Origin of the sequence: Mycobacterium sp. UM_Kg27 (assembly GCF_000972905.1) — a bacterium.
Classification (GTDB): Bacteria; Actinomycetota; Actinomycetes; order Mycobacteriales; family Mycobacteriaceae; genus Mycobacterium.
The window spans coordinates 1-18,014 of record NZ_JRMM01000043.1 but is presented as its reverse complement, the minus strand read 5'-3'; the positions used below and the strand labels follow the sequence as shown (position 1 = coordinate 18,014).

At 67.9% G+C, this 18,014-nt stretch carries 17 protein-coding genes and 1 pseudogene; 10 read left to right on the top strand and 8 right to left on the bottom strand.

All coding sequences use genetic code 11. The features are described 5' to 3' along the window. Nucleotides 1-4: 4 nt before the first annotated feature. The 6 genes from LI94_RS09240 to rpmF form a co-directional block, all read right to left on the bottom strand. Nucleotides 5-436, bottom strand: coding sequence for an MscL family protein (locus LI94_RS09240; RefSeq protein ID WP_046301003.1), 432 nt, complete (start codon nucleotides 434-436; stop codon nucleotides 5-7). A gap of 231 nt (nucleotides 437-667) precedes the next feature. Beyond that, nucleotides 668-1,162: a MogA/MoaB family molybdenum cofactor biosynthesis protein gene (locus tag LI94_RS09235; protein WP_046301002.1), complete on the bottom strand. Its 495-nt coding sequence runs from the start codon at nucleotides 1,160-1,162 to the stop codon at nucleotides 668-670. Between the two features lie 103 nt (nucleotides 1,163-1,265). Continuing rightward, nucleotides 1,266-2,690 (bottom strand): trypsin-like peptidase domain-containing protein, encoded by a 1,425-nt coding sequence (locus LI94_RS09230; RefSeq protein WP_046301001.1) that lies wholly within the window; start codon nucleotides 2,688-2,690, stop codon nucleotides 1,266-1,268. Nucleotides 2,691-2,745: 55 nt separating this feature from the next. Then, entirely contained in the window at nucleotides 2,746-4,194 is a 1,449-nt protein-coding gene (locus tag LI94_RS09225; protein ID WP_024442850.1) for a HAMP domain-containing sensor histidine kinase, read from the bottom strand. Continuing rightward, entirely contained in the window at nucleotides 4,194-4,886 is a 693-nt protein-coding gene (locus LI94_RS09220) for a response regulator transcription factor (RefSeq protein WP_024442851.1), read from the bottom strand. The genes LI94_RS09225 and LI94_RS09220 overlap by 1 nt, the downstream gene beginning before the upstream one ends. Nucleotides 4,887-4,950: 64 nt before the next feature. Next, nucleotides 4,951-5,124 carry a 50S ribosomal protein L32 gene (rpmF, locus tag LI94_RS22225; RefSeq protein WP_024442852.1) on the bottom strand — a complete coding sequence of 58 codons (174 nt, stop codon included), beginning with the start codon at nucleotides 5,122-5,124 and terminating at the stop codon, nucleotides 4,951-4,953. Nucleotides 5,125-5,392: 268 nt separating this feature from the next. Here rpmF and LI94_RS09215 point away from each other — a divergent pair, with 268 nt between their 5' ends. Genes LI94_RS09215 through LI94_RS09185 form a run of 7 tightly spaced genes read left to right on the top strand, consistent with a single transcriptional unit; the run spans nucleotide 5,393 to nucleotide 14,514 of the window. Beyond that, on the top strand, nucleotides 5,393-7,108 hold the full coding sequence (locus LI94_RS09215; protein ID WP_046301000.1) for an acyclic terpene utilization AtuA family protein: 1,716 nt from the start codon (nucleotides 5,393-5,395) through the stop codon (nucleotides 7,106-7,108). Then, nucleotides 7,105-8,253, top strand: a complete 1,149-nt coding sequence (locus tag LI94_RS09210) for an acyl-CoA dehydrogenase family protein (RefSeq protein WP_046300999.1) — start codon at nucleotides 7,105-7,107, stop codon at nucleotides 8,251-8,253. Before LI94_RS09215 ends, LI94_RS09210 begins: the two co-directional genes overlap by 4 nt. 58 nt (nucleotides 8,254-8,311) lie before the next feature. Beyond that, complete coding sequence (locus tag LI94_RS09205) at nucleotides 8,312-9,907, top strand: carboxyl transferase domain-containing protein (RefSeq protein WP_046300998.1); 1,596 nt, start codon at nucleotides 8,312-8,314, stop codon at nucleotides 9,905-9,907. 8 nt (nucleotides 9,908-9,915) lie between these two features. Further along, nucleotides 9,916-11,907, top strand: coding sequence for a biotin carboxylase N-terminal domain-containing protein (locus tag LI94_RS09200; protein ID WP_046300997.1), 1,992 nt, complete (start codon nucleotides 9,916-9,918; stop codon nucleotides 11,905-11,907). After that, entirely contained in the window at nucleotides 11,904-13,070 is a 1,167-nt protein-coding gene (locus LI94_RS09195) for an acyl-CoA dehydrogenase (protein ID WP_024443587.1), read from the top strand. The genes LI94_RS09200 and LI94_RS09195 overlap by 4 nt, the downstream gene beginning before the upstream one ends. Further along, the gene (locus tag LI94_RS09190; RefSeq protein WP_046300996.1) at nucleotides 13,070-13,858 is read left to right on the top strand and encodes an enoyl-CoA hydratase family protein; all 789 of its coding nucleotides are present in this window, start codon (nucleotides 13,070-13,072) and stop codon (nucleotides 13,856-13,858) included. The genes LI94_RS09195 and LI94_RS09190 overlap by 1 nt, the downstream gene beginning before the upstream one ends. 56 nt (nucleotides 13,859-13,914) lie before the next feature. Beyond that, nucleotides 13,915-14,514 (top strand): DUF1707 domain-containing protein, encoded by a 600-nt coding sequence (locus LI94_RS09185; RefSeq protein ID WP_046300995.1) that lies wholly within the window; start codon nucleotides 13,915-13,917, stop codon nucleotides 14,512-14,514. Nucleotides 14,515-14,657: 143 nt separating this feature from the next. Here LI94_RS09185 and LI94_RS09180 read toward each other — a convergent pair whose 3' ends face one another. Beyond that, a complete protein-coding gene (locus tag LI94_RS09180) occupies nucleotides 14,658-15,293 on the bottom strand; it encodes a TetR/AcrR family transcriptional regulator (RefSeq protein WP_024443582.1) in 636 nt (211 codons plus the stop codon). Nucleotides 15,294-15,361: 68 nt separating this feature from the next. On the opposite strand from LI94_RS09180, the gene LI94_RS09175 reads away from it, so the two are divergent. Then, complete coding sequence (locus LI94_RS09175; RefSeq protein WP_046300994.1) at nucleotides 15,362-16,276, top strand: oxygenase MpaB family protein; 915 nt, start codon at nucleotides 15,362-15,364, stop codon at nucleotides 16,274-16,276. Between the two features lie 14 nt (nucleotides 16,277-16,290). On the opposite strand, the gene LI94_RS09170 is transcribed toward LI94_RS09175, so the two are convergent. Next, the gene (locus LI94_RS09170; protein WP_046300993.1) at nucleotides 16,291-16,647 is read right to left on the bottom strand and encodes a hypothetical protein; all 357 of its coding nucleotides are present in this window, start codon (nucleotides 16,645-16,647) and stop codon (nucleotides 16,291-16,293) included. A 178-nt stretch (nucleotides 16,648-16,825) separates the two neighbouring features. Here LI94_RS09170 and LI94_RS09165 point away from each other — a divergent pair, with 178 nt between their 5' ends. Further along, on the top strand, nucleotides 16,826-17,137 hold the full coding sequence (locus tag LI94_RS09165; RefSeq protein ID WP_046300992.1) for a DUF2563 family protein: 312 nt from the start codon (nucleotides 16,826-16,828) through the stop codon (nucleotides 17,135-17,137). Continuing rightward, nucleotides 17,134-18,014: pseudogene (locus tag LI94_RS21870) on the top strand (hypothetical protein); the annotation flags it as partial. The gene LI94_RS09165 and the pseudogene LI94_RS21870, both read left to right, overlap by 4 nt.

Here is an 18,014-nt window from a genome sequence, read left to right as displayed (position 1 = left end):
CCCGCTATGCGGCGGTGGCGGGCTGGACGCTGGCGCAGAACTTGCACTTGTTGGCATCGGCGGCGATTTCGGACTTGCACTCCGGGCAGGTCTTGGTCGGTGCCGGGTCGCCGAACACGGTGGTCCCGCGGCGCTTCTGGATGTGCTTGTAGGGCAACACGATCAGGAAGTAGATCGTGGCCATGAACACCACGAAGTAGATGATCGCGGAGATGAATGCACCGAGGTCGATGAACGTCGCCTCGTTGCCCTCCGCCCCCAATTGGTAACCCAGCCCCAGCCCGGACGTGTCGGGCTGCGCGGCCGAGACCAGCGGGGTGATCACGCTGTCGGTGAAGGCCTTGACCAGGTTGGAAAACGCCAGCGCCACCACCAGACCGATGGCGACCGTGATGACGTCGTCGCGCATCAGGAAATTTTTGAACCCCTTGAGCACCGCAACTCCCCTTCCGTACAGATGCACTGCGAAGCGGCGCCACGCCGCCTACGGCGAACCGTAATAGCCGCCGTGGAGTCCATACGGGCGGTTTCGCGAAGTCGAACCTCAACCGTGATGCGGCGGGATGTTGTCCCGCAACCAGCGCTCGCGTTCTTCAGCCTCTCGAGCGTCGTCGGGATCGCGTTCGTCCGACGACGACTGGTGCTCTTCGAGTCCGGGCATGGCCGCCTAGATCTCCAGACTGGACAATTGGCCGATGATCGCCGCGGCCAGCGGGTTCAGCGTCGCCATCCCGTCGCGGACCGCCGCCCGGGACCCAGCCAGGTTGACCACCAGGGTGCTGCCTGAGACGCCGGCCAGACCACGCGAGAGCCCCGCGTCGGCAATGCCGGCGGACAGCCCCGAGGCCCGCAGCGCCTCGGCGATGCCGAGGATCTCGCGGTCCAGCAGCTCGCGGGTGGCCTCGGGGGTGACGTCGCGCGGGGTCACCCCGGTCCCACCCACCGAAACGACCAGGTCGACCCCGCCGATCACCGCCGTGTTCAGCGCGTTGCGGATCTCCACCTCGTCGGCGGCGACGGCGACGACACCGTCGACCATGAATCCGCCTTCGGCCAGCAACTCGGTGACCAACGGGCCACTTTGGTCCTCATCGCCGTGGGCGGTGCGGTCGTCAACAACGACGACGAGGGCGCGGCCGGCGAGTTCTCGGGACTGCTCCATGGGTGCAACCGTATATCCGGTTACCGCCGGCGTTTCAGCGAGGCTCGACGAAGGAGAGCCGAAGCTGGGACCGCCGCATGAACCGAGCGGACCCAGCAACCCGTCACTGCTGCGCTTTACCCAGCGTGACCTGCGCGGTCTTGGATGCTCCGCCGGTGTCTAGGTAGGTCAGCGTCACCTGGTCGCCGGGCGCCTTGGAGCGCACCGCGGCCACCAGCGCGTCGGCACTGCCGATGGGGCGCTTGTCGAAGGCCGTAACGGTCGCGCCCTCGGGCAGACCGGCCTTGGCGGCTGCCTCCCCAGGCACCACCTCGACCACCTTGGCGCCGTGCAGGCTGCGCTCGCTGGTGACGCGTACCCCCAGCGAGGCGTGCGACGCCGTGTGGTCCGGCGAGTTGATGAGTTCATCAGCGATCCGCTTGGCCTGATCCACCGGGATCGCGAAGCCGAGGCCGATCGAACCGCTCTGCGCTTCGGCCGAATCGCCGCCCATGGTGGCGATCGCGGAGTTGATGCCGACCAGGTCGCCGTTCATGTTGACCAACGCACCGCCCGAATTACCGGGATTGATGGCGGCATCGGTCTGGATCGCGTCGAGCACCGTGTTCTGGTTGCCCGACTCACCACTGGTGGAGACGGGCCGGTTGAGAGCGCTGACGATCCCGGTCGTCACGGTGCCTTCCAGGCCGAGCGGCGACCCGACCGCCACCACGTTCTGGCCCACCCGCAGATCCGCTGAGGACCCGATCGTGATCGGGGTCAGGTCCGAGACGCCCTGCGCACGCACCACGGCGATGTCGCTGGCTGGGTCCGTACCCACCACGGTGAACGGCGCGGTGCGGCCATCGGAGAAGGTCACCGTGGTCCTCGGGGCGCCCTTGGGAGCTCCGTCGGGCTTAGCGCCCGGGTCCAGCTTGGTGCTCGGGTCGGGCTTGGCGGCTGCGGCGGCCACCACGTGATTGTTGGTCAGGATCAGCCCGTCGGCCGACAGGATGATGCCCGAGCCCTCCTCGGACTGACGGCCCAGATCGGTCTCCAGCATGACGACGCTGGGCACCACCTTGGCCGCGACCTTCTCCACCGAGCCGTCCGGCAGATTGACCGCGGCCGGTACGCCCGGGGCCTGAATGCTCGGCAGGTGGCTTCCGGTGGCCACCGGCTTGTGATCGGAGTGCAGTGCCGACCCGACCACACCGCCCATCACACCGGACATCGCCGCGATTGCTACCGCCCCCAGCACCAGGCCGGTGCGGGACCGCCTCGGCTGTGCCCCGCCCGGGCCACGCCCGCCACCGGGACCGCTCGGAACACCGGGGCGACCGTAGGTGGCGTCGTAGGCGGAGCGATAAGCGGACTGCTGCTGACTCTGGTGCGGGGCGTAACGCCAGTCGTAGGGCGGCGGGTACGCACCTTGCGGGGGCCGGCCCGGGTAACCGGACTGTCCGCGTTGGTCCGCCGCCGGTGCACCAGCCGGGTTGGACCGTTCCGGTTGCTGAGACGGCGGGACGTACCCGGGGTAATTCGTCATGTTTTTTGCCTACTCCTAGGGACACGACTGCGGCGACGTTGCCTCACCACCATGCCTACGTGGACTGAGAAGCGCCTGTGACTGCTCCGACGGGTATTTCCGCCGTTGTGGGACCGCCGGGTAGCACCATCCGGAACGATGTCCCGGGGGGATGCCCACCGGGGATGGTCTCGCCGATGGTGATCGCTCCGCCGTGTTTGAGCACCACCTGTTTGACGATCGCCAGCCCCAGCCCAGATCCAGGCATGGCACGCGCGGAATCCGACCGGTAGAAGCGCTCGAAGACCAATTCCCGTTGGCTCTCCGGTATTCCCGGTCCCTCGTCCGAGACGACCATCTCCATGTGCGTCGGGTCGAGCTGCCGCATCCGCAATCCGACGACCCCGCCCGACGGGCTCCACTTGGCCGCGTTGTCGAGCAGGTTGAGCACCGCACGGGACAGGCCCGCCGCGTCGCCGTACACGTGCCAGGGGAGCACCTGGATGTCGAACTCGATGTCGTTGCGGCGCCGCCGAACCCGCTCCATGCTGCGGTCCACGACCTCGGTGACGTCGACCTGCTCGTAGGCGACCTCACGCTGGTCGTCGCGGGTGAGGTCCACCAAATCGCCTACCAGCGTGGACAATTCTTCGATCTGACCGATTGCGTCGGCACGCAGTTCGGCCATCTCCTCCTCCGGCAACTGCGGGGCGCCCGGGGCCGCGGACGCCATCAGCAGCTCGACGTTGGTACGCAGCGATGTCAACGGCGTCTTCAGCTCGTGTCCGGCGTCGGCGACCAGTCGCGCCTGCCGCTCTCGCGACTCGGCCAGGGCCCGCAACATGGCGTTGAACGCCTCGGTGAGGCGGGCCAATTCGTCGCTGCCGTATACCGGGATCGGTCTCAGGTCATCGGTGCGCGCCACGCGTTCGGCCGCTTCGGTCAGCCGGCCCACCGGTCTCAGCCCGGTTCGGGTGACCATGCCGCCGGCCACCGCGGCCACCACGACACCCACCCCGCCGACGACCAGCAGCACCCACCGCAGCTTCATCGTCACCGCACGGGTGGGCGCCAAGCTCTTGGAGATCAGCAACGTGCTGCCATTGGGCAGATGCACAGCCAACACCCGCTGACCGGACGCGGTGCGGCGCGACAGGAACAGCTCGCCGCGGATGACGGCCTTTTCCTGCTGTCCGACCGGAAGCCGCTGCCCGGGCTGGTTGGCCGTATAGATCGACCGGCCCGGGTTGACCAGCATGGCGTTGACGTCGGAGTAGGCGGTGCCCTCGATCGCCTTGCGGGGATCGGCCGCCAGCGAACCACTGGCGATCAGCATCTCCGCGCGGCTCTGTAGCTGGTTGTCGATGTCGTTGTAGAGCGCAGCCGAGATCACGGCGTAGACGGCCACCGCCATCAACACCACCACCAATGCCACCATCGACATCGCCAGCAGCATCACCCGCCAGCGCAGCGACAGGGAAGTCCTCTTCGCCTCTTCATCCTGTCGACGGCGGAAGGATTGCATCAGGGAGGAGTCTCGCGGAGCACGTAGCCCACTCCGCGCACGGTGTAGATCAGCCGCGGCTCACCTTCGGCTTCAGTCTTGCGGCGCAGGTACCCGATGTAGACCTCCAGCGCGTTGCCCGAGGTGGGGAAGTCGAAACCCCAGACCTCCTCGAGGATGCGGCTGCGGGTCAGCACCCGGCGCGGGTTGGCGATCAACATCTCCAACAGGGCGAACTCGGTGCGGGTCAGGCTGATTTGCCGGTCCCCGCGGGTAACCTCGCGGGTCACCGGGTCCAGCGTCAGGTCTTCGAACGACATCGCGACCGATTCGGACAGGTCCTCGGCGGTGGTCCGGCGCAGCAGCGCCCGCATCCGCGCCAGCAGTTCCTCCAGGGCGAACGGCTTCGGCAGGTAGTCGTCCGCACCGGCATCGAGGCCGGCCACCCGCTCGGACACCGAGTCTCGGGCCGTCAGGACCAGGATCGGCAGGTCGTCACCGGTGCTACGCAGCTGGCGACAGACTTCCAGTCCGTCCAGCCGCGGCATCATGACGTCCAGGATCATCGCGTCCGGACGATCGCTGGTGATTGCCTCGAGCGCCTCGACGCCGTCAGTGGCCAGCGAGACCGAGTAACCATTGAACGACAGAGACCTGCGCAACGACTCGCGCACAGCGCGATCGTCATCAACAACCAGTACCCGGGTAGCCATGGGTGCTATCCAATCATCCGAAAGGCGATCTGGAGGGTCAGGAGCCGGTCGTGTCGGAGCCTATTTAGCGGCGATCGAGGTCGATGAGGCCCAGGCGTGCGGCTTTGAGGAGGCGACGCGGCACCTTGTGCGCACGGCCGGCGACAGTCACGTTGACCAGGCCGGTTGCCTCAGCCTTCCACTGCGCGCGGCGACTACGAGTGTTCGCACGCGACATCCTGCGTTTCGGCACGGCCATGGTCGAGCCTCTCCTGTTGTTGGCATAGAGCCGCTCGATACCAGCGGCGGGACTATCCGAAAGGATAGCCGGTGACCAGCGTCGGCTCCAAAATAACGGACCCGGCGGTTCAGCGAGGCCCGACGAAGGAGAGCCGAAACTGGGACCGCCGCGTGAGCCGAGCGGTTCAGCGAGGCTCGACGACGGGCCCGGTGCGGCTCGCCGCACCTTGACGCGACACCGGCGGTACCGGCTAACCTACCGGTTGGTTGAGGGATGGGATGTGGGGATGACACCAGCCGTTCGCATCGGTAACTGCTCGGGCTTCTACGGCGACCGCCACGCCGCGATGCACGAGATGCTGACCGGCGGTGAACTGGACTACCTCACCGGTGACTACCTGGCCGAACTGACCATGCTGATCCTGGGTCGCGACCGGATGAAGAACCCGGAGCGCGGGTACGCCAAGACCTTCCTGACCCAGCTCGAACAGTGCCTCGGACTGGCCGTCGACCAGGGCGTCCGCATCGTGGCCAACGCCGGCGGGCTCAACCCGGCGGGCCTGGCCGACGCCGTGCGCGAGCTGGCGCAACGCCTGGGCGTTCCGGCCCGCGTCGCCCACGTCGAGGGCGACGACCTGCTGCCGCGCGCCGCCGAGCTGGGATTGGGCAGCCCGCTGACGGCCAACGCCTACCTGGGTGCCTGGGGCGTCGCCGAATGCCTGGCCGGCGGAGCCGACGTGGTGATCACCGGCCGTGTCACCGACGCATCGGTGATCGTGGGACCCGCCGCCGCACACTTCGGCTGGTCACGCACCGACTACGACCAGCTAGCCGGTGCCGTGGTGGCCGGCCACGTCATCGAATGCGGCATCCAGGCCAGCGGCGGCAACTACTCGTTCTTCACCGAGATACCCACCGAGAAGTTGCTGCACCCCGGATTCCCGCTCGCCGAGATCCACGCCGACGGGTCCTCGGTGATCACCAAGCATCCGGGCACCGGTGGACTGGTCAGCGTCGACACCGTCACCGCCCAACTGCTCTACGAAGTGACCGGCGCGCGCTACGCCAACCCCGACGTCACAGCGCGCATGGACAGCATCGAGCTGACCGCCGACGGACCGGACCGGGTACGCATCTCCGGCGTGACCGGCGAGGCACCACCGCCCACCTACAAGGTGTCGCTCAACAGCATCGGCGGATTCCGCAACTCGACCACCTTCGTGCTGACCGGCCTGGACATCGAGGCCAAAGCCGAGCTGGTGCGCACCCAGCTCGAAGCGGCCATGACGGTCCGGCCCGCTGAGCTGCAGTGGACGCTGTCGCGCACCGACCACCCCGATGCCGATACCGAGGAAACCGCCAGTGCCCTGCTGCACTGTGTGGTGCGCGATCCCGACCCGGCCAACGTGGGCCGCAAGTTCTCCGCGGCCGGCATCGAGCTGGCACTGGCCAGCTACCCCGGTTTCTGTGTTACCGCCCCGCCCGGTGACGGCCAGGTCTACGGGGTGTTCACCCCCGGCTACGTCGATGCCACCCAGGTGCCGCACGTCGCCGTGCACGCCGACGGCACCCGGGTGGACATCGCCGCCGCCACCCAGACCCTGGAACTCGCCGCGGCCGCCGAGCCGGAGCTGCCCGAGCCGTTACCGGCCGGCCCGACCCGGCGGGCACCGTTGGGGACGATCGCCGGTGCCCGCAGTGGCGACAAGGGCGGCTCGGCCAATGTCGGAGTCTGGGTGCGCACCGATGAGCAGTGGCGCTGGCTGGCCCACACCCTGACTGTCGAGAAGTTGCGCGAACTGCTGCCCGAGACCGCCGCATTGCCGGTCACCCGCCACCTGCTGCCGAAACTGCGCGCGGTGAACTTCGTCATTGAGGGGATCCTCGGGCAGGGCGTGGCCTACCAGGCCCGATTCGACCCGCAGGCCAAGGGACTGGGCGAATGGCTGCGCAGCCGTCATCTCGAGATACCCGATCAGCTGCTGCCAGAAGGGGAACTGTGAGTATCTGGGCCACCACCGAGCGTCAAGCACTCCGCAAGACGGTTCGGGGATTCGTCGAACGCGAGATCCTGCCGAACGTCGACGAGTGGGAACGCACCGGCGACCTGCCGCGCGAACTGCACCGCAAGGCCGCCGAGGTCGGCCTGCTGGGCGCGGGCTTCCCCGAGGAGGTGGGCGGCAGCGGCGGCGACGGCGCCGATGCGCTGATCGTCTGCGAGGAGATGCACCAGGCCGGTGCGCCGGGCGGTGTGTTCGCCTCCCTGTTCACCTGCGGTATCGCAGTGCCGCACATGATCGCCTCGGGCGACGCCCGGCTGATCGAGGAGTTCGTCCGCCCCACGCTGGCCGGCGAGAAGATCGGTTCGCTGGCCATCACCGAGCCCGGCGGCGGCTCCGATGTCGGGCACCTGCGCACCACGGCGCGCCTCGACGGCGACTGCTACATAGTCAACGGCTCCAAGACCTTCATCACCTCCGCGGTCCGCGGCGACTATGTCGTCACCGCGGTGCGCACCGGCGGGCCGGGAGCGGCCGGGGTGTCGCTGCTGGTGGTCGAGAAGGGCACGCCTGGCTTCGAGGTGTCACGAAAGCTGGAGAAGATGGGCTGGCGGTCCTCCGACACCGCCGAACTGTCCTACGTCGACGCCCGGGTGCCGGCAGCCAACCTGGTCGGTGCCGAGAACACCGGTTTCGCCCAAATCGCCGGGGCGTTCGTCTCCGAGCGGGTCGGGCTGGCCGCGCAGGCGTACTCCAGCGCGCAACGCTGCCTGGACCTGACCGTGGCGTGGTGCCGGGACCGCGAAACGTTCGGCCGGCCGCTGATCTCACGGCAGGCGGTACAGAACACGCTGGCCGAGATGGCCCGGCGCATCGACGTGGCCCGGGTCTACACCCGCCACGTGGTCGAGCGTCAGCTGGCCGGCGAATCCTTCCTGATCTCGGAGGTGTGTTTCGCCAAGAACACCGCGGTCGAGGCCGGTGAATGGGTGGCCAACCAGGCGGTGCAGCTGTTCGGCGGGATGGGCTACATGGCCGAATCCGAAGTGGAACGCCAGTATCGGGACATGCGCATCATCGGCATCGGCGGCGGAACCACCGAGATCCTGACCTCACTGGCCGCCAAGACGCTTGGATACCAATCATGATTTCTCTCCCTCCTCCGCATCGCTCCGCAGGCTCCGCTCTGAATCGTCGGGGGTGGCTATGACCGCCCTCAAGTCCACCCTGGACCCCAACTCACCCGCCTACACCGAAGCGGCGTCGGCGCTGAACGAGAAGCTTGCCGAGATCGACGCCGAGCACGCCAAGGCGCTCGCCGGCGGCGGCCCCAAGTACGTCGAGCGCCACCATGCCCGCGGCAAACTCACCGCGCGGGAGCGCATCGAGGCTCTGGTCGATGCCGACTCCCCTTTCCTGGAGTTGTGCCCGCTGGCCGCCTGGGGCAGTGCGTTCCACGTCGGGGCCAGCGTGGTCACCGGAATCGGCGCCGTCGAAGGCGTGGAGTGCATGATCATCGCCAATGACCCGACCATCAAAGGCGGCACGTCCAACCCGTGGACGCTGCGCAAGATCCTGCGCGCCAACAAGATCGCTTTGGAGAACCGGCTTCCGGTGATCTCACTGGTGGAATCCGGCGGAGCGGACCTGCCCACCCAGAAGGAAGTCTTCATCCCCGGCGGCCAGATGTTCCGCGACCTGACTCGCCTGTCAGCCGCCGGCATTCCGACCATCGCGCTGGTCTTCGGAAACTCCACCGCCGGTGGGGCCTACGTGCCGGGCATGTCCGACCACGTGGTCATGATCAGGGAACGCTCCAAGGTGTTCTTGGCCGGGCCGCCGCTGGTGAAGATGGCCACCGGCGAAGAGTCCGACGACGAGTCGCTCGGTGGCGCCGAGATGCACTCGCGCACCTCGGGGCTGGGCGATTACCTCGCCAATGACGAGCTTGACGCGGTGCGGATCGGCCGGCGGATCGTGGCCCGGCTGAACTGGACCAAGAAGGGTCCCAAGCCCAAGCCGGTGACCGAGCCGCTGTTCGACTCCGAAGAGCTGATCGGCATTGTGCCCGCAGACCTGCGCATCCCGTTCGACCCGCGAGAGGTGATCGCCCGGATCGTCGACGGTTCCGATTTCGACGAGTTCAAGCCGCTCTACGGTTCGTCGTTGGTGACCGGCTGGGCACGGCTGCACGGTTATCCGATCGGCATCCTGGCCAACGCGCGAGGCGTGCTGTTCAGCGAGGAATCGCAGAAGGCCACCCAGTTCATCCAGTTGGCCAACCGCTCCGACACTCCGTTGTTGTTCCTGCACAACACCACCGGCTACATGGTGGGCAAGGACTACGAAGAGGGCGGGATGATCAAGCACGGCTCGATGATGATCAATGCCGTGTCCAACTCCAAGGTGCCGCACATCTCCCTGCTGCTGGGCGCCTCCTACGGCGCCGGGCACTACGGCATGTGCGGGCGCGCCTACGATCCCCGCTTTCTGTTCGCGTGGCCATCGGCCAAGTCCTCGGTGATGGGTGGGGCGCAGCTCGCGGGCGTGCTGTCCATCGTGAACCGGGCGGCCACCGAGGCCCGCGGACAACAGGTCGACGAGCAGGCCGACGCGGCCATGCGCGCCATGGTCGAAGGCCAGATCGAAGCCGAGTCGCTGCCGCTCGTCCTGTCGGGGATGCTCTATGACGACGGTGTGATCGACCCGCGCGATACCCGCACGGTATTGGGAATGTGTTTGTCCGCCATAGCCAGTGGCCCGATCGAGGGGACGTCGAACTTCGGCGTCTTCCGGATGTGAGGACTCGCATGATCAGCACTGTTCTGGTGGCCAATCGCGGCGAGATCGCCCGGCGGGTCTTCGCCACCTGCCGTCGCCTGGGCCTGGGCACGGTCGCGGTCTACACCGACCCCGACGCGGACATGCCGCACGTGGCCGAAGCCGACGCGAAGGTGCGCCTGCCGGAGACCACCAGCTACCTGTCCGCCGAGGCGATCATCGCCGCGGCCCATGCCGCCGGCGCCGACGCCATCCACCCCGGCTACGGCTTCCTTTCCGAGAACGCCGACTTCGCCGCTGCAGTGCAGTCCGCCGGTCTGACCTGGATCGGGCCGCCGGTGGCCGCGGTGACCTCGATGGGCTCAAAGATCGAGTCGAAGAAGCTGATGGCCGCCGCGGGCGTGCCGGTTCTCGACGAACTCGACCCGGCAACCGTCACCGAAGCGCAGCTTCCGGTGCTGGTGAAGGCCTCCGCGGGCGGCGGCGGCCGCGGTATGCGGGTCGTCAGCGAATTGTCCTCCCTGGCAGGAGAAGTGGAAGCCGCCCAGCGCGAGGCTGCGTCGGCATTCGGTGACCCGACGGTGTTCTGCGAGCGCTACCTGCCGACCGGGCATCACATCGAGGTGCAGGTGATGGCCGATCAGCACGGCACGGTGTGGGCGGTCGGTGAGCGGGAATGCTCGATTCAGCGCCGCCACCAGAAGGTCATCGAAGAGGCGCCGTCGCCGTTGGTGGAACGCACCCCCGGGATGCGCGCCAAACTCTTCGAGGCCGCCCGGCTGGCGGCCGGCGCGATCGGCTACACCGGCGCGGGCACCGTGGAGTTCCTGGCCGACGAGAGCGGTGAGTTCTACTTCCTGGAGATGAACACCCGGCTGCAGGTCGAGCATCCGGTCACCGAGGAGACCACCGGTGTCGACCTGGTCGAACTGCAGATCGCGGTGGCCGACGGCGCTCGACTCGACGCCGAACCTCCTGCTGCGCAGGGACATTCGATCGAGGTCCGCCTCTACGCCGAAGACCCGGCCCACGGCTGGCAGCCGCAGGCCGGGGCCGTGCACGCCCTCGACGTTCCTGCCGTGGCGGCACAGTTCGAGACGCTGGCCCGGCTCACCGGCGTCCGGCTGGACTCCGGCATCGTGAGCGGGTCGACGGTGTCCATCCACTACGACCCGATGCTGGCCAAGGTGATCAGCTACGCACCCACGCGCCGGCAGGCGGCCACCGTGTTGGCCGGAGCGCTGGCGCGAACCCGGCTACACGGCCTGCGCACCAACCGTGACCTGCTGGTCAACGTGCTGCGCCATCCGGCCTTTCTGGACGGGGCCACCGACACTGCGTTCTTCGACACCCACGGACTGGCGGAACTGTCGGCGCCGCTGGCCGACGCCGCCACCGTGCAGACCAGCGCGCTCGCGGCCGCGCTGGCCGACGCGGCGCACAATCGGGCCACCGCGCAGGTATACGGCTCCATTCCCGGCGGTTGGCGCAACCTGGCCTCGGGTTTCCAGTCCAAGGGCTATCTCGACGACGCCGGGATCGAGCATCGCATCGAATACCGTTTCACCCGAACGGGGCTGATCGTCAACGGCAGCGAAGTCACCCTGATTTCGTCGGCTCCGGGTGAAGTGGTGCTGGCCGATGCGGCCGGCGTCGCCCGGACATTCACCGTCGCCCGGTACGGCTCGGATGTCTACGTCGACTCCCCCGCCGGCGGGGTCCACCTGGTGGCGGTGCCCCGATTCGGAGATCCGGAGTCGGCAGTCGCGCAGGGATCGCTGCTGGCGCCCATGCCCGGCAACGTGATCCGGCTGGGTGCAGCCGTCGGCGACCAGGTGACCGCCGGCCAGCCACTGATCTGGCTGGAAGCCATGAAGATGGAACACACCATCAGCGCGCCGTCCGACGGCGTGCTCACCCAACTCGACATCAAGCCGGGCGACCAAGTAGAGGTCGGCGCCGTGCTGGCCCGTGTCGAAGCGCCCGAATCACCATCGCAAGTACAAGGAGATCAGCAATGAGCGACACCAGCTTCATCGAAAGCGACGAACGGCGCGCACTGCGCGAGTCGGTTGCAGCGATGGCCCGCAACTACGGCCAGGACTACTACCTGGAGAAGGCCCGCGCCGGCGAGCACACCGACGAACTGTGGAACGAGGCAGGCAAACTCGGCTTCATCGGCGTCAACCTTCCCGAGGAGTACGGCGGCGGCGGCGCCGGCATGTACGAGCTGTCGCTGGTCATGGAAGAGATGTCGGCCAACGGCTGCGCGTTGCTGATGATGGTCGTCTCGCCGGCCATCAACGGCACCATCATCTCCAAGTTCGGCACCGACGAGCAGAAGAAGCGCTGGATCCCCGGTATCGCCGACGGCTCGCTGACCATGGCGTTCGCCATCACCGAGCCGGACGCCGGGTCGAACTCGCACAAGATCACCACCACCGCGCGCCGCGACGGATCCGACTGGATCCTCAAAGGCCAGAAGACCTTCATCTCCGGTGTCGACCAGGCGCAGGCGGTGCTGGTGGTGGGTCGCAGCGAAGACGCCAAGACCGGCAACCTGCGGCCCGCGCTGTTCGTGGTGCCCACCGACACCCCGGGGTTGAGTTGGACGCCGATCGAGATGGAGCTGATCAGCCCGGAGCGTCAGTTCCAGGTGTTCCTCGACGACGTCCGGCTGCCGGCCGATGCGCTGGTGGGCTCGGAGGACGCCGCGATCGCGCAGCTGTTCGCCGGACTGAACCCGGAGCGCATCATGGGCGCGGCCAGCGCAGTCGGTATGGGCCGCTTCGCGATCGGAAAGGCCGTCGACTACGTCACCACCCGCCAGGTGTGGAAGACCCCGATCGGCGCGCACCAGGGCCTGTCGCACCCGCTGGCGGCGAACCACATCGAGATCCAGTTGGCCAAGCTGATGATGCAGAAGGCCGCGACGCTGTATGACGCCGGTGATGACTTCGGCGCTGCCGAGGCCGCCAACATGGCCAAGTACGCCGCCGGCGAGGCATCGACCCGCGCGGTCGATCAGGCCGTGCAGTCCCTCGGCGGCAATGGCCTGACCAAGGAGTACGGCATCGCCGCAGCGGTCACCGCGTCCCGGCTGGCGCGGATCGCGCCGGTGAGCCGGGAGATGATCCTCAACTTCGTCGCGCAGACGTCGCTGGGCCTGCCCCGGTCGTACTGATGGACACGCTGGTCACCTACACCGGGCCGGAGCACACCGGCGACGGCTCGGCCCGGCTGACGCTGGACTCGCCGCACAACCGCAACGCGCTGTCGTCGAAGCTGGTCGCTCAGCTGCACGCCGGGCTGCGCGACGCGGCGGCTGACCCCGACGTGCGGGTGGTGGTGTTGAGCCACACCGGCAATACGTTTTGCGCCGGCGCGGACCTCAGTGAAGCCTCCGGCGAGCCCGGAGATTCACCCGGCGACCTGGCCGCCGACCGTGCCCGCGAGCTGGCGGCTCTGCTGCGCGCGATCGTCGAGTCACCGCGCCCGGTAATCGCAGCGGTGGACGGCCACGTGCGGGCCGGCGGCATGGGGCTGGTCGGCGCCTGCGACCTCGCGGTCGCGGGACCGGCCAGCACCTTCGCCCTGACCGAGGCCCGCATCGGAGTGGCGCCGTCGATAATTTCGCTGACGCTGCTGCCCAAGCTCTCCCCGAGGGCCGCGGCCCGTTACTACCTGACCGGCGAGAAGTTCGGCGCCGCCGAAGCCGCGGCGATCGGCCTGATAACTCTGGCGGCCGAGGATGTCGGGGCCACCGTTGCGGACCTGGTCGCCAACCTGCGCCTGGGGTCCCCGCAGGGGCTGGCGGCGTCCAAGGCCCTGACCACCGCGGCGGTGCTGGCCGGGTTCGACCGGGACGCCGAGCCGCTCAGCGTCGCGTCGGCGCGGATGTTCGTCTCCGACGAGGCCCGGGAGGGAATGCTCGCTTTCCTGCAAAAGCGTCCACCCAGCTGGGCCGGATAGGCACTTTGGCCAACCCAGCTTGCGGCAAACGCGGTTAGTCGTAGGCTTGGTATCCGATGAGGAACTCAAGCCGGCGTAGCCAAGACTCCAACGGCACCGAGTCGCGCGCCGCCGACACCGACCGGATCCAGTTGGCGCAGGTGCTGGGCGACGCCGTCGCGCAGGGGCAGTTGCCGATGAGCGAGTACGAGGCACGGCTCGCCAAGGCCTACGCCGCGCAGACCTACGACGAGCTCGACGGCCTGCGTGCCGACCTGCCGGGCTCCTCGGTGTGCCCGCACCGCGGTGGGGACTGCAAGCCCGCGCCGTCGACGTTGCTGCTGGCGATCATGAGTTCCTTCGAGCGGCGCGGTCGGTGGAACGTGCCCAAGCGGCTGACCACCTTCTCACTGTGGGGCGGCGGCGTCATCGACCTGCGTTACGCCGATTTCACCTCGCCGGACGTCGAGATCAACGCCTACTCCATCATGGGCGGGCAGACCATACTGCTGCCGCCGGAGGTCAACGTCGACATCCACGGTTACGGCGTGATGGGCGGCTTCGACCGGCAGGTCGAAGGCACCGGCACCCCCGGGGCACCCACGGTCAAGGTGCGTGGCTTCTCGTTGTGGGGCGGAGTCGGCATCCGGCGCAAGAGCCGCAAACCTCGCGGCTGACACCGCGCGCAGCGGGCCGTCGCCATCCCGCCTAGCGGTGGTCGCAAGCGCGGCGAAGCCGGGCGCAGCGGGCCGTCGCCATCCCGCCTAGCGGTGGTCGCAAGCGCGGCGAAGCCGGGCGCAGCGGGCCATCGCCATCCCGCCTAGCTCCGAAACAGGGCCGGATCGTCGAGCTGGCCCAGTAGAGCGGTCAGCTGGTCCACCAGTTCCTCCGGCGCCAGTTTCACGTCACCGGCCAGCCAGGCACTGATTGTCTGGGCCACCCCGCCGACCATGAAGTGCGCCGCCGCCTTGATCCGATCGTTGCCCGGGACCCGTAAAACGTTCTGCACGTAGCGTCCGGACAACATCGCGAACAGCGCACTGGACTCGGCACGCTTGCGCACCAGCAACGCATTGGTCAGCTGCGTGCTGAACAGAATCTGGCCGATGCGGACGTCCCCGGCGATGGCAGACACCAGGTGGGCCATGCCGGCCCGGGTCTGCTCGGCATAGGGCACCGCGGCCACTGCGGCCTGGGTGCTGGTCGCCAGGTCACCGACCACCCAGTCGAACACTGCGGCCACGAACTCGTCCTTGTCGGCAAAGCTCTCGTAGAAATACCGGGACGCCACACCGGCCCGATGGCAGATCCCTCGCACGGTCAACTCGATCAATTCACGGGCCCCCAGCAGGTCAAGCCCGGCCGCCAGCAGGCGTTCCCGGCGCTCGGCCAGCCGATCGGCTGCTTGCACGCCTCGGTAGGGGCGCTCGGGAACGGCGGAAACCACGCTCACCATCTTGACACCGGGCCCACAGCTGGGCAATATCAGGAAACCGACGTTTCCAGTTACAGCGAGGTGCAGTAATGACAATCAGCGAGCCGGTTCCCCTGGTGGAGCGTGCGGTCAACGACTCACTGGATGCGCACCCCGCCCCGCGTCGGCGTTCCTGGCTGCCGCAGGTCAGCTGCAAAGACAACATGATGATGGGCGTGGCGTTGTTGGCCGGGCCCGCCAACGTGATCATGCAACTGGCACGGCCCGGCGTCGGCTACGGCGTGATGGAGAGCAAAGTCGAAAGCGGCCGGGTGGACCTGCACCCGATAAAGCGAGCTCGCACCACATTCACCTACCTGGTGGTCTCCACCCAGGGCAACGACGTGCAGAAGGCCGCCTTCCGCGAAGCGGTCAACAGTGCGCACCGCCAGGTTCGATCCACCGCCGACAGCCCGGTGAAGTACAACGCATTCGACCGTGACCTGCAGCTGTGGGTTGGAGCCTGCCTCTACAAGGGCAACGTCGACATCCACCGAATCTTCCTCGGCGAGATGGACGACGAGCATGCCGACCGGCATTACCACAACGAGGGCAAGGCAATGGCCACCATGCTGCAGGTGCCCGAGGACATGTGGCCCGCCGACCGGGCGGCCTTCGACCAATACTGGCAGGAGCAACTGGACAAGGTCCACATCGACGACGCCGTCCGCGAATACCTGAAACCGATCGCGGCGGCCCGGCTGCGGGGCCTGACCCTGCCCGGCCCGTTGCAGCGGGCGAATGAACGGCTGGCGCTACTCATCACCACCGGTTTCCTGCCGCAGCGCTTCCGCGACGAAATGCAACTGCCGTGGGACGCCGACAAGCAACGCCGGTTCGACCGGCTGATGGGCGCTCTTCGGGGAGTCAACAATGTGCTGCCGCAGTTTTTGCGCGGCTTCCCGTTCAACCTGATCCTGTGGGACCTCGACCGTCGTATCCGCGCCGGTCGCCCGTTGGTGTGACCGGGCCGCTGCTGTCAGGCGTTCTTGGTCAACACCCACCAAATGGTGGTTGACGGGCCGGCCAGTTTCCCGGCCAGGGTCTTCTGGTCGAAGGAATGGGTCAGCTTCCCGTCATCGATGGTCCATACCCACCTGTTGCCCTCGAGGTGAGCTTCCTTGTCCCAGCCGATGGTGGTGTCGCGAACGTTGAGACAGTCTGGGCCGCACGGCGCCAAGAACCAGGTGTAGGCCGACCCGGCCCGGACTATTCCGGCGCCGTCGGTGACGGTCATGGTGTAGGAGCCCGACAACGGTCCCGGCTCGCTCGGGCTGAACATCTCGGCGGCGGTGCCGACCAGGGCCGCCGCAACGAGAACATCTTTGAAGCCCATGGCCGCTCCTTCCCTCTCGGCCTTGCCCGGATCCGCTAGGCCGAATCTAGGATTCGCCGCCACCGCGGCGAAACAGGGTTTTCCCTTGCTTCTGGCCGAAGCTCTGCGGGTGAATTGACGGTTCAGCCCCCGTCGGTAGGCTTTGACCTCGACACAAGCGGATGGAAGGTGGCAGGCGATGCACGTCGACCCCCATGTGTTGCGCACCGGAGCAAACGTGTCCGACGATGCCGGCGCGCACGCCAATGACGGTGCTCAGCGCCTCGGCGTGGCCGGCGTGACCGCCAAGATGTTCGGCGATTTCGATGACGCTCACGGTTTCCAGGCGGCGCTCGGCAGCGCCAAAGACAGTCATCGCGATGCCCTGCACAGCCACCACCAGAACCTCACCGGCATCGCCGAGAACGTGCGCACCGCCGCCGCCGGCTTCACCGCGATGGACAACCACAACGCCCAACTGTTGCGAGACGTCGCCGGCCCCCGACAGTGAGTCGTCCCTCCCTGCAGCACCTGCATGTCGACGACCTCGTCGCGCAGGCTGGTGGTGATCCGTGGGCGATCGATGACAGTCTGCAGGCCGGCAGCCCCACCCAGATCAACTTCCTGGCTCAGGCCTTCCACGCTGCCGCCGGTTCGGCCACCGCCGCCGAAGAGTCCTTCCGCACCGCCCAAGACCACTTCGCCCAGTACAACCGCGAAAACGGCGAGCAGCCCATCAACAACGGCGCCGAAGTCCAGCGGGTCAAAGACAGCCTGCACGCCACCAACGAGCAGCTCGGCCAGATCGCCGCCGACCTGGAGACCATCGCCGCCGCGCTGGCTCAGGCCCGCGCGACCTCGCGGGGCAACGTCAAGTCACTCAATGAGAACCTGCAGACTGCCGACTATCTGATCGGCCACTACCTCGACCTGGAGAGCCAGGGCCTGGATCGCGACGCCGATATCGAGGAGGTTCGCCGGGCAGCCAAGGCCGACACCGAGACGGCCCTGCACAATGAGACGTTCTTCCGCAATGACTACTCCAAGACGCTGAAACAGGCCATGACCAACCTGCGGGTCAAGGACGGCTACGACCCGGACGTCGTGGTACGCAAGTTCGACGCCGAGGGCGAGCCTGCAGCCGACGACGGCGTTCCGGGGACCGCCGGCTCAGCTGACGGCACGCCCAACGGCCAAGCCGGGCAGACACCGCCGGCAGGCGGTACCCCGACGGGAGCCGATGGTGGCACTGGCGGCGCCAACGGCCAAGCTCCCGGAACGCCGGACGGCAAGGCCGGCGACGGCGGCGCCGGGGCCACCCCGCCGTCGGTGCCACCGGGCACGCCCGTGATGGTCCCCGGGTCACTACCGCCGCCCACCCCACCCAC

Coding starts and splice junctions, on each gene's coding strand:
- LI94_RS09180 (WP_024443582.1), bottom strand. CDS start 15,293: ATGGTGAGCGTGGTTTCCGCCGTTCCCGAGCGCCCCTACCGAGGCGTG.
- LI94_RS09225 (WP_024442850.1), bottom strand. CDS start 4,194: ATGCAATCCTTCCGCCGTCGACAGGATGAAGAGGCGAAGAGGACTTCC.
- rpmF (WP_024442852.1), bottom strand. CDS start 5,124: ATGGCCGTGCCGAAACGCAGGATGTCGCGTGCGAACACTCGTAGTCGC.
- LI94_RS09220 (WP_024442851.1), bottom strand. CDS start 4,886: ATGGCTACCCGGGTACTGGTTGTTGATGACGATCGCGCTGTGCGCGAG.
- LI94_RS09195 (WP_024443587.1), top strand. CDS start 11,904: ATGAGCGACACCAGCTTCATCGAAAGCGACGAACGGCGCGCACTGCGC.
- LI94_RS09230 (WP_046301001.1), bottom strand. CDS start 2,690: ATGACGAATTACCCCGGGTACGTCCCGCCGTCTCAGCAACCGGAACGG.
- LI94_RS09235 (WP_046301002.1), bottom strand. CDS start 1,162: ATGGAGCAGTCCCGAGAACTCGCCGGCCGCGCCCTCGTCGTCGTTGTT.
- LI94_RS09190 (WP_046300996.1), top strand. CDS start 13,070: ATGGACACGCTGGTCACCTACACCGGGCCGGAGCACACCGGCGACGGC.
- LI94_RS09215 (WP_046301000.1), top strand. CDS start 5,393: ATGACACCAGCCGTTCGCATCGGTAACTGCTCGGGCTTCTACGGCGAC.
- LI94_RS09205 (WP_046300998.1), top strand. CDS start 8,312: ATGACCGCCCTCAAGTCCACCCTGGACCCCAACTCACCCGCCTACACC.
- LI94_RS09170 (WP_046300993.1), bottom strand. CDS start 16,647: ATGGGCTTCAAAGATGTTCTCGTTGCGGCGGCCCTGGTCGGCACCGCC.
- LI94_RS09175 (WP_046300994.1), top strand. CDS start 15,362: ATGACAATCAGCGAGCCGGTTCCCCTGGTGGAGCGTGCGGTCAACGAC.
- LI94_RS09200 (WP_046300997.1), top strand. CDS start 9,916: ATGATCAGCACTGTTCTGGTGGCCAATCGCGGCGAGATCGCCCGGCGG.
- LI94_RS09185 (WP_046300995.1), top strand. CDS start 13,915: ATGAGGAACTCAAGCCGGCGTAGCCAAGACTCCAACGGCACCGAGTCG.
- LI94_RS09165 (WP_046300992.1), top strand. CDS start 16,826: ATGCACGTCGACCCCCATGTGTTGCGCACCGGAGCAAACGTGTCCGAC.